This window comes from Myxococcus sp. CA039A, from assembly GCF_013336645.1.
GTDB lineage: Bacteria > Myxococcota > Myxococcia > Myxococcales > Myxococcaceae > Myxococcus > Myxococcus llanfairpwllgwyngyllgogerychwyrndrobwllllantysiliogogogochensis.
In genome coordinates, this window is sequence record NZ_JABUMQ010000353.1 from 1 (window position 1) to 10982 (window position 10982).

Below are 10982 nucleotides of genomic sequence, written 5' to 3' on the forward strand. Positions count from 1 at the left end.
CAGTGGGATAAGTGAGTCGAGAGCCGCCGCACGGTTAGCAAGTGACCCTCAAGTCCCATTTGGGGGATCCCGCCCCTCAGGCATGCTTCGTTCATTCCCTTTTCACATAGGGGGCACCAATGCCGATGACGCCTACGCAACTCGACAACGGCAGCGACTATCTGAGATTCCTCGCAAAGCATCCTGGCTGGTACTTGGCCAACGTCACGAGGAGCCACGACCGCCAGTACTACGTGATTCATCAGGCTCGATGTTGGACCATTCGACCGCGGGCCAGACCGGCACGACGTCGCCCCGAGGCGTACACGGAGAGGGGCTATCGAAAGCTCGCCCTTGCCGACAAGAAGGCACTCCGCAGGTGGGGCGTCCGAAATGGGTTCGTCATCCGAGACTGCTCTTGGTGTTGCGAAGGACGCGTCTAGTACGACGCATCGCTGACCACGTGCCGACCGAAAGTGCTCGGTAGGCAGGTTCGCCACCTCAGCTAATGAGCCCATGCTCCGCCAGCCTGTGACAGGCGAGGTCATCTCAGCCGGCGCGTTGCCCTTCAGCACGCGCACTCGGGTCCCTTCCAACGGCTGTTCCCGCTCGGTCAGATGCGAGTCCTCCGCGCCTGTTTTTCGCCGGGGTGTCCCCACGCACCGCCCGTGCCCACGCCTCGACGACGCGCTGGACGCGGGCCAGCCGCATCGCCACGGCCTGCGGGGAGACTCCGCGCGCGCGGGCCACCTCGGCGCCGGAGCGGCCCTCCATCGCGCACCCCCACCAGGTCTCGAAGGCCTCGTGTGCCTGACGGCGGGCCACATCCCCATCCCGCCCTTGGACCAGCCGGGCGACAATCTCCGCCTCCGCCCGCCGCGACAGCTCCCGGGCATCGCTGGCGGCGCCCTCCTCCTCGCGCTCGGCCGCGAGCCGGCTGGCGAAGGTGTCCAGGTCGCTGCCGGGGAGCATTTCGTCCAGGCTCGTCGTCTCGGGGTGTCGGTGGATGAAGCGCGACATCACCGCCTGGACACGCATCCGGAGGTACCAGGGGAATCGGCTCTCGGAGGGCACCCACCGCTGGGCGGCACTCACCAGCGCATCGGCGGCCAGCCCCGCAGCCTCGTCCTCGTGGTGCCCGAGCCCAGCCCCGTGCAGGCGCTTCAACGTCAGCCCCAGGGCCAGCGGGCGCCACCGCTCACAGAGACGCTGCTGGTCCACCGTCAGAGGGCGGGCAGCCCCTTCTCCACCATCCGCCGACTCGCCCCGGGCACGGGCCTCAACACCTGACATGCCTCCGAGCGTCGGTTTGAGCGTGGACCGCGTCCGTCGACAAATGAGAGTACTGGTTCAGCCCCGGCTAATTCGACACGGGGAGGTGGCACCGGGGGCACACTCCACTGACAAGCCCGGCCTCCTTGTGGAGTTTAGCGATCAGCGGATCCAGCTCCTTCGCGTAGGCATCTGCTTCACGAAGGGCGGACGCCCTCTCTTCGGATCCCGCCGGCAAGCCGCTCCACCGCTGATTCGACGCGAGAATGACCTTCTGGACACCGACACACGTCTGAAGGTCTTCCAGGGTGGGGTATTGGACCAAGCCGTCGTCGAACCAGCACCTGCTCCCGACATGATTCCCACCAATTTGCCGGCCGCATTCTAAGCACTCTCGTTCCTCCAACCACTCCTCAATCGATTGCACCATAGAGGCTTATTCTACAGCGCATCCTCCAGCGACTCCGAAGGGGCGTCGTGGACCACAGCGGACTCTTGCCCCTCGCAGGCCCACAGCTCTAGCTGGGCCTCGGGGCACTCCTTCCTCACCCGCCGCCGAGGCGGGGGCGGCGGAGGCTGGAGGAGCAGGCTCCGGGCATAGGACTGTGCGGCCTTTCGGAGCCTGTCCGTCTCCACCGCGAATTTCACATCTGCATATCCCGCGTCCGCGTAGGACCTATTTGGGGGTGGGGAGAAGCCGGAAAGCCGTTCGCGCCAACCTCAGGGTTCGATATCGCGAGTCGTCTCTGACCCTGGCGTTGCCAAGAGGCGCCCCTGGTGCGGGCGATTTCGCGAACGACCTGAGCGGGCTCCTGGCAATGTTGTACTGGCCTCCAGAGGGTACTCATGCACCACCAGTTGCGCATCCTTCACATTTCGGACCTGCACATCCGCGGAGACTTGGAAAAGGAGGCGTGGCGTCGCCGCCGCGTTCTCGGGGATGCTTGGATGCGTAACCTCGACGACATTCTCGCGGATGGGCCCATTGACCTAGTGGCCTTCACCGGGGACCTAGCTTTCTCCGGCCGCCCGGTGGAGTACGAGGGGGTTCTCCAGTTCCTCGACCAGGTTCTGACGCGTCTCAAGTGCTCGCGTGAGCGACTCTTCTTGGTGCCTGGCAACCACGATGTGGACCGCTCGATCGCATCTGCCAGCTGGAAAAAGTTGAGGAGGCTTCTTCGTTCCAGTGATGCACAGGAGTTCTCCCAGTGGATGGCCTCGCAGAAGGACTGGGCACCTCGAGGATTTCGGGCCTCGATGCGTGACGAAGTTCTTTCGCGTCAGGCAGCGTACCGGGAATGGGTAGACAAGGTTCTTGGGCGGCCCGGCCTTCTGCCATCCGCAGCCCTTCACCCCCGGTTGGGGTACCGAGAGACTGTGCACCTCCCAGGGCACCCCTTCGCGGTGCACCTCATCGGCCTCGACTCGGCGTGGCTGGCTGGCGATGACAACGACACGGGTCGGCTGTGGCTCACCGACGACCAAGTGATGCGCCTGGCAACGGACGAGGGGCGCGAACTCGACGGGCTCCGCGTGGCGCTCATCCACCACCCGTTGGACCAGTTGATGGATGGGGCTCATGCACGTCGACTGCTGGCAGGGCATGTGGACTTATTACTGCGGGGGCATCTGCACGAACCCGAGGCGCTCCGCTCGGAGGAGCCTTCGTCGGCGCTCCGCTCGTTGGCCGCAGGATGCCTGTACGACAGCGACCGGTATCCCAACTCCTTTCAGGTGATTCAACTGACGCTAGGTGGAACAGGGCGACCCGAGTCCTGCGACGTGTTGTTCCGCACCTGGTCCTCTCGGGGTAGCTTCTGGTTCAACGATAACGGCCAGTACGCCGGGAGTCGTGGCGGCCGGATTCGCTGGTGGGGACCAGCAGCAGTTGACACGCCAGTTCCTCCGAGGGTGGGAGTCTTTGTGGGGCGCCAGGCACAACTGATGGCACTGGCGAACGCACTCCTCCCAGAGAAGGGTGAGCCACGACCCGTAGCAATTCAGGGCATGCCAGGCGTCGGTAAGTCGTACCTCGTGGGCCAGTTCTTCCGAGAGCGTACTGGGCGCTTTCCAGGCGGCTTCCAACGACTTCCCTTCCAATCCGGCCAAGAGCTGAAGGCGGACGGGCTGCTGCGAGAAGTTGCTGATCGCCTCGGAGTTACGGCTGAGCCAGAGGGGCTTGCCGTTGCGGTACGGGAGAGGCTTCGGCTGTCTCCTGCCCTGTTGGTCATCGACAACGTGGACGGGCCTGCAGAGGCAGCATCTGCGGCAGACGTTGTCCGGCGGCTTGCTGGGTGCCCCGTCATCGTGAGTGGGCGGCTGCAGGGCTTCGGCGACTCTGCAGGCTGGGAGGTGATTTCCCTGCGGCCACTGGAGAGTGGCCATGCCCTGGAACAGTTGTCGAAGGAGTTTCGCCCGCCTCGAGATGGGGATGAGGCGGAGGGATTTGCTCGCTTCGTACGAGAGTTGGGGCACTTGCCGCTCGCGATTCATCTTGCCTCGGGTTACCTCCGCAGAGGGCACACGACTGACGGCTTCCTGGCTCAGCTTCGGCGCAAAGGTCTGGCGGTGGGCCCCGCCGATAAGGCCAGCGAACTTCTCTCCGAGGGTGCCTCCCGGGCCGTGCTGAGAACATCTCTGGAGATTTCGCTGGAGGCACTACGAGCGCTTCTCCATGAAGAGTGGGGGTCGGAGGCGCCGCGTTTTCTTGGGGGAATGGCGGCACTCGGCCATGCGCCTGCGGCGGGAGTTGGCAGAAGCTTGGGCGCTGCCTTGGCAGGACTCACAGAGGATGAGTTTGCCTCCCTTGTTGTGCAGGCGGTGGAGTTGTCCATCATCGAAAAAGTGCCCCTTGAGGAAGCACCCCAGCAAGATACGTGGCGAGCCCATCCGCTGCTGGCGGCACTGCTTCGGGAGGGCACAGGGCAAGACGTCGTCGTTGCCAGGATGACTGAATGGTTTATCGCTCAACTGCCGGACGAATCCGGCGATTCTGAAGCGCAGGGTAAACGATGGCGACTGCTGACTCTTGAAGGCACCTCCTTGGGAGCATGGCTGCACCAAGTACCGGCAACAGAAGTGGAAAGGGTGATAAATGCTGGTTCCACCTATGCACGAGTGAATGGCCCGTTTCTCTCGTGGGCCGCCTTCTGCGAGAGGGCACTTCTTGAGCTGATCGACCCGAACGTACGGTCTTTGACGCTTGCGCTACAGGCCGCCGTTTCGATGAGTGCTGGCGTCATGGATAGGGCTCTCGCTGCTGCACGCGAACTGCAGACGCTTGCCCGTTCGCAACGGACCGAATGGTTTGAGGGGATTGCTCTTGGAACTATCGCAGAGGTACTCCGTGTGCGAGGGGAGCCAAACGAGGCATTGCGAATCTTCCGCAAGGAGGCACTGCCTATTTATGAGCGGCTAGGCGACGTACACGGCCGTGCCGTTGCTTTGGGGAAGGTAGCCAGCATCCTCGATGACCGAGGAGAGCCGGACGAAGCGTTGCGTATTCTCCGCGAGGAGGTGCTGCCCGTCTACGAACAACTTGGCGACGTGCGCGGCCGGGCCGTCGCCCTTGGGAAGGTGGCAGACATTCTTGAGGCCCGAGGGGAACTGGATGAGGCACTACTCCTCCTCCGTGAGGAGGTGCTGCCCGGCTGCAGGCGGTTGGGCGACGTGCGATCCGGGTCAGTTGCTTTGGGAAAGGTGGCCGACATCCTCGTGGCCCGAGGAGAACTAGACGAGGCGTTGCGTATTCTCCGCGAGGAGGTGGTGCCCGTCTTCGAGCGACTTGGAGACGTGCGCTCACGGGCTGTTGCCCTGGGAAAGGTGGCAGACGCCCTCGAGTCCCGAGGAGAGCCCGACGAGGCTCTGCGCATCCGACGCGAGGAGGAGATTCCGGTCTACGAGCGACTGGGCGATGTGCGCGCCCTGGCTAGCACCTTACGCCAAGTAGCCGACATTCTCGATGCCCGAGGAGAGCCGATAGAGTCGCTGCGAATCCTTCGCGAGGAGGTACTTCCTATCTACGAACGGTTGGGCGACGTTGGTGGCCGCGCCATCACTCTTAGCAAGATGACCGACATTCTCAGCACACGAGGAGAGAAAGACGAGGCATTGCGTATACTTCGAGAGGAAGTACTGCCCGTCTATGAGCGGCTAGGCGACGTGAGCAGCCAAGCTGTCAACCTTACCAAGGTGGCCGACATCCTCCAGGCCAGAGGGGAGCCGGACGAGGCACTGCGCATTCTCCGCGAGCGGGTTCTGCCTGTCTTCGAGCGGCTGGGCGACATGCACTTCAGGGCCATTACCCTGGGGAAGATAGCCGACATCCTCCATGCCCGAGGAGAGCCCGACGAAGCGCTGCGCATCCGACTCAAGGAGGAGATCCCGGTCTACGAGCGGCTGGGCAACATGCGCAACCAAGCCGTTACCTTTGCCAAGGTGGCTGACACGCTCGAAGCCCGAGGAGAGCAAGCCGAGGCACTGCGTATCCTCCGTGAGAAGGCTCTGCCCGTCTATGAGCGACTGGGCGACGCGCGCGCCCGAGCCATTGTCAGTGGAAAGGTGGCTGCAATTCTAAGTGCGGGGGGAAAGCCGGACGAGGCGTTGCGTATTCTCCGCGAAGAGGTGGTGCCCGTCTTCGAGCGACTTGGAGACGTGCGCTCACGGGCTGTTGCCCTGGGAAAGGTGGCAGACGCCCTCGAGTCCCGAGGAGAGCCCGACGAGGCTCTGCGCATCCGACGCGAGGAGGAGATTCCGGTCTACGAGCGACTGGGCAATGTGCGCGGTCTGGCTGGCACCCTTAGCAAGATTGCCAGCACACTCCAGGCACAAGGGGAACTGGACGAGGCACTACGTATTCTCCGTGAGGAAGTGATACCCATCTGCGAACAGTTGGGTGATGTGCGCGCACGGGCCGTCACCCTTGGGAAGGTGGCCGATATCCTCGACGACCGCGGGGAATTGGACGAGGCGCTGCGCATCCACTGCGAAGAGGAGTTGCCGGTCTACTCGCGGCTGGGCGATATGGGCTCCAAAGCCATCACCCTGGTCCAGATAGCCACTATCCTCTCGGCCCGAGGGGATCAGGCCGAGGCACTGCGTATTCTCCGTGAGGAGGTGCTGCCCATCTGTGCGCAACTAGGCGACGTGCGCGGCCGGGCCATCGCCCTTGGGAAGGTGGCAGACATCCTCGCGACCTGCGGGGAACTGGACGAGGCTCTGCGCATCCTCCGCGAGGAGGCGCTACCCATCTGTGAGCAGATGGGCGACGCACGCGGCCGAGCCGTCAACCTTGGGGTTGTGGCCGAAATCCTCACAGCCCGCGGGGAACTGGACGAGGCTCTGCGCATGCTCCGCGATGAAGTGCTACCCATCTGTGAGCAGATTGGCGACGCACGCGGCCGGGCCATCACTCTTCGAAAGGTGGCAAACATCCTCGCGACCTGCGGGGAACTGGACGAGGCTCTGCGCATGCTCCGCGATGAAGTGCTACCCATCTGTGAGCAGATTGGCGACGCACGCGGCCGGGCCGTCACCCTAGCTAGGGTGGCCGAAATTCTCGAAGGCCGAGGAGAACTGGACGAAGCTCTGCGCATCCGCCGCGAGGAGATGCATCCCATTCTCAAATGGCTGCCAAGCGCGTCGCCCACAGGTATTGCGCCGGCCGCGCTGACCCCGCCTCTTGTCGCTCCCAAGAAGCACCTGCCCTGATGCCAGTTGCTGCTCAGATGTCCGCAGCCGATTGACTGGGAAGGCGCAAGCTAACCTGCACGTTCGACATTCGGCGATGAGGACATTCCTCAACCAGCCAAAGCCGAAAGATAAGGGATTCTTCACTACGGCTCGCCCCGCGAGGCACATCGTCAAAGTAAAGTGGGTTGCAGCGAGGGTCGCTCCGTTCTCGAAGTAGCTGTGGCTATGGAGCATCTCGGCGCGAATCCTGTGGCCATAGATCCATCTGAGCCTCGGACTGCACTTTCCGTATCCGAGGAGAGGGAGCCGACGATGCCCGGAGCAGGAGCCAACGGGCGTAGGATTGGGCCGCCTTCCGGAGCCTGTCCTTCGCCCTCGCGAACTCCTCCTCGTCGTCGCCTGCGTCCGCGTACGCCAGCGCGGCGGCGACAAGCCTCTCCCACTGCGTGGCGTACGTCTCCGCCACGGGCGTGGACAGGGGCTGCCCCCGCGTCGCCCGCTTCTGGTGCGCATGGCACTGCTTCCGCCCAGGCGCAGCGGGGCGCGTGCAGTCACCCACCGTGCACTGCTCCGGAGGACACGGCGTCACTCTCCCCTCCCCTCGTGGGGCTTCGGGCTCTCCTCGAAGTTGAGGTTGTCGAACGTGAGCGCCTGAATGCGCTCCTGCATCTCGCGGAGGGCTGCCCAGGCCGAGTCGAATTGCACGGCGAGCCGCTCCCTTCCTGCCCGGAACTCCACTGCGGCCTCGGCAGCATCCCGCGCCTCGCGCTCTTCTCCACCCTCCTCCTGGCCGTCGGCCACGCAGGCGTTCCGCTCGCGGCGCCAGTCGCTGTTGTAGGCCGTCCGGCACTCACGGCGCACGCACAGGAAACGCTGCCTGGGGGCCAAGGCGGCTTCGCAGTACACGCACCGCCCCGCCGGTGCCTCCTCGCGCATCCGGCGGATGAACGCCGGCACCCGTCGCGCGGGCCTGCCTGGATTCGCGGCACGGTCGCTCACGCGCTTGGCCACCCGGACCCGGCACTTCCGCTCGCAGTACGCACCTACCTTCCCAGCGGGGAGCGCCTTGCCACAGCGCTCGTCCGCGCACGTCCGCTTCTGGGGCTCCTCCAGGCACGTCACGGCACACCTCCCTTCCGGTAGGCCGGCGTCACCAGGTCCGCCCAGGACTTCGCGGGGCTGGCCTTCGTCGCCTTCGGGGCCGGCACCTTCGCCTTCCTGGGCGCGCGCACCGTCCGCACCTGCGGGGCCAGTGCCACGGGTGGTGGCGGGGGCGCCACTGCGTCCTGTGCGCGGACCGCCGCCGCGAGCGCGTCCTCGCCCCAGGACAGCTCCACCAGCACGGAGGCCTCGCCTTGCGCTTGTGCGTATTTCCACCGCACCAGGGGTGAGGAGTCGTCGACGCGGAGCTGCCGGGCCACCTCGTCGCGGACGCTCTTCAGCGCGATGGGCAGGTTGTCATCCTCGTCCAGCAGCCGCGGAGACATCCGCGTCAGCCGCACCACCAGCAGCACCGGCCCCGTCCACCCGGGCCAGAGCAGCTCCGTGGCCTGGCGCTGCCCCTTCGCACGCTTCGCCCGCACCTGGTGGTGCTCCCGGACGTTGCTGGTGTTCTTCGTGCCCACGGGCAGCACGAACTCGATGCGCGAGCACGTCATCGGAGGAACTCCAGCACCACGCGCACCGCCCCCGACCCACCCGCGAAGCGCCGCACGTACACGCGCAGCACAGGAAGGTGCGCCAGCGTCAGGCCAGAGGCGCCGCAGCCCAGCGCAATCACGGGACGCCACCCTCAAAAGGCCAGCAGGAGCGCCACCAACCAAGAAGGGCTGTACTTTCGCCGACGCGCTCGGTTCGCATGACGAAGGTCCACCGAGTTGCCTCCGTCGGTTCGCGAAGAAGGTGGTCGTGGCAAAATTCGCGGTTCAGCCGACTCCTCGCGCGAGCTTGGCTGAGCACCGCGTCAACCAGCGCGAACAAGAGCGGATTCAAAGGGACTCCTTCAGGGAACCACGGGTATCGCCGACGACCGTGAATTGAATGCAAGTGTGACAGAACAGCGCGACACCCTGATTGATGCGCGCCCTCACGGCTTTGCTCCCCGGCGCAGGTCCCGGTTTCCGCAGTCGGCCAGGTGGAACGTGCCCTGGCGACTCATGCGCGAGACGACGCGGGCGCCAACGTGGGTGGCGAAGTCCGAGGGCCCGGCCTCCTTCCGCTGCACCGAGAGATTGGTGGTGTACGCCGTCACCATGCCAGGCCTGTCCCGCCTGTCCACCAGCTCCTCGAGGAGTTCCCGGTGGCGCGGGCCCAGCTCCTCGCCCGGCAGCCCACCGACGTCGTCCAGCACCAGGACGCGCGCGTGGGTGGCGCGATGAAGAAGCTGTCTGTCCTCCGCCTCGTAGTCGCTGATGCGCTTCAGCCGCGACCAGCGCACGAAGAGCCCGGCGGACGCGTCCCACTCGGGCAGACGCTGGCCGGTGCGCGTCTCGTAGCGCACCGCGGAGCGGAAGAGGTGGCACGCCCCGGCTGTCTTCCCCACCCCGGTGCCACCGGACAGCAGCAGCGTGCGCAGCCCCTCCTGGAGGACGTGCCTCGCAGCGCGGAGGGCAGCTGTCTCCAGCACCGTGTCTCCGGTCAGGGCGTCCACGGCCTCCGGAGGGGCATGGCACAGCTTCAGGTGCAGCGGCCACGCGGCGACCTGGGCGGCCTCGTGCCGGGCCCTCTCCGCCGCCTCGGCCTGCTGCAACTCCACCTCCCGCTGCATCCAGTCGGACTCGAGCTGGGCCAGCCCGGCAGAAGGCCGCGCACGGGCCTGGGACATGGCCTTGCGCATCAGGTCCGCCAGCCGCTGGGGCCCCTGTCGCGGTGGCGCGGGCGCCGTCTTCTCGTCGTCTCGGCTCACAGGCTTTCCACCACTCCTTCCTGGTAGTCGTTGTCGTTGAGGGGACGTCCCGGCGCGCGCGCGGATGACGTCGGCCGCGCCTCGGGCGTGGCGTTGTCGTTCCACTTCCGCACCAAGTCGCCCAGGTTGTCGCAGCGCTGCTTGAAGAGCGCGCGCACGCCGTTGTCCAACCGGCGCAGCACCTCCGGGACGCCGCCTCTGCCGGCCAGGGAGAGCAACGCTCGGGACGCGTCGTCGTCCGCGCGCCCGCGCCAGCGGTACTCGCAGCCCTTCGCGTTCGCGAAGACGCGGCCCACCCCATCCGGCAGTGACTCGGTGTGCGGCTCCGCCTGGGGCGGCAGCTCGAATGGGAGTGTGTCTCCCGGCGCGGACACCAAGGCCGGCGGCGTAGACGGCACCTCCGCGTCCTCCTCGCCTGCGACGGCGAGGCGCAGGCCCTCCAGCCCCTGGGCAGTGAGGAGCTCCACCAGGAGCGGCAGGCAGGTGTCCACCACCCAGTTCCGCGCGAACCTGTCCCTCACCTCCAGGACGAGGTGCCCGTCCTCCACCGCGACAGCGCGGGCTGACTGGAGCTGCCCGGCGATGGCGACCTTCTTCTGGGCCTTCAGCTCGCCCAGGACACGGCTCCACGCGCGCGCCGCTTCGGTACCCTCGGGCACGTCCACCCGGCACATGGCGGCCCCGGGCTCCGACTCAGGCACGGGCGCCTCCGCCTTGGCGTCGAGGCTCCACGCACCGCTGAGCAGCTGCTCGGCCACCTCCGCCCCCGCGCGGGTTGTGCCGACCAACACCCAGACGACGGTGGCCCGGAAGCGGCTGTCCAGCTCCCCTCGGCACACCGGCGAGCGGGGGACGCGGGAGAACACCTCGCGCCACTCCGCGAGGGGCCGCCGCTCCAGCGCCGCCAACGCGTCCTCCAGCATCTGCACGGAGGTGCGCTCACCCCAGGGCCAGAAGCCGTGGGGGGCAACCAGCGCGTTCCACGCGTCTCGCAGCGCTCGCACGTCGACCGGGAGGGTGTCCGGCTTGCGGTGCTCCCGCAGTCCGCCGGGCTGGACGTCACGCAGGTCACGCTGAGCCTGCGTGACAGCACGCCGCGCCCCCCTCGATTTCGAGGCAGTGGGTGGGGGTGGAG

The 10982-nt window shown here is 66.3% G+C and carries 6 protein-coding genes and 1 pseudogene; 1 reads left to right on the plus strand and 6 read right to left on the minus strand.

The features are described from left to right. Positions 1–528: 528 nt before the first annotated feature. Entirely contained in the window at positions 529–1272 is a 744-nt protein-coding gene (locus HR086_RS39325; protein WP_174468174.1) for a hypothetical protein, read from the minus strand. An 825-nt stretch (positions 1273–2097) separates the two neighbouring features. On the opposite strand from HR086_RS39325, the gene HR086_RS39330 reads away from it, so the two are divergent. Further along, complete coding sequence (locus tag HR086_RS39330; protein WP_174468175.1) at positions 2098–6960, plus strand: tetratricopeptide repeat protein; 4863 nt, start codon at positions 2098–2100, stop codon at positions 6958–6960. A gap of 567 nt (positions 6961–7527) precedes the next feature. On the opposite strand, the gene HR086_RS39335 is transcribed toward HR086_RS39330, so the two are convergent. The 5 genes and pseudogenes from HR086_RS39335 to HR086_RS39350 all read right to left on the minus strand — a co-directional run. Next, the gene (locus HR086_RS39335) at positions 7528–8064 is read right to left on the minus strand and encodes a hypothetical protein (protein WP_174468176.1); all 537 of its coding nucleotides are present in this window, start codon (positions 8062–8064) and stop codon (positions 7528–7530) included. Next, the gene (locus tag HR086_RS39340; RefSeq protein ID WP_174468177.1) at positions 8061–8600 is read right to left on the minus strand and encodes a hypothetical protein; all 540 of its coding nucleotides are present in this window, start codon (positions 8598–8600) and stop codon (positions 8061–8063) included. Before HR086_RS39340 ends, HR086_RS39335 begins: the two co-directional genes overlap by 4 nt. Continuing rightward, complete coding sequence (locus HR086_RS49310) at positions 8597–8722, minus strand: hypothetical protein (RefSeq protein ID WP_256433702.1); 126 nt, start codon at positions 8720–8722, stop codon at positions 8597–8599. The genes HR086_RS39340 and HR086_RS49310 overlap by 4 nt, the downstream gene beginning before the upstream one ends. A gap of 306 nt (positions 8723–9028) precedes the next feature. Continuing rightward, on the minus strand, positions 9029–9847 hold the full coding sequence (locus tag HR086_RS39345; protein ID WP_174468178.1) for a hypothetical protein: 819 nt from the start codon (positions 9845–9847) through the stop codon (positions 9029–9031). Continuing rightward, positions 9844–10982: pseudogene (locus HR086_RS39350) on the minus strand (hypothetical protein); the annotation flags it as partial. The pseudogene HR086_RS39350 and the gene HR086_RS39345, both read right to left, overlap by 4 nt.

What these genes read in the sequence shown, in the direction of transcription:
- HR086_RS39340 (WP_174468177.1), bottom strand. Translation starts at nt 8,600, where the DNA reads ATGACGTGCTCGCGCATCGAGTTCGTGCTGCCCGTGGGCACGAAGAAC.
- HR086_RS39325 (WP_174468174.1), bottom strand. Translation starts at nt 1,272, where the DNA reads ATGTCAGGTGTTGAGGCCCGTGCCCGGGGCGAGTCGGCGGATGGTGGA.
- HR086_RS39330 (WP_174468175.1), top strand. Translation starts at nt 2,098, where the DNA reads ATGCACCACCAGTTGCGCATCCTTCACATTTCGGACCTGCACATCCGC.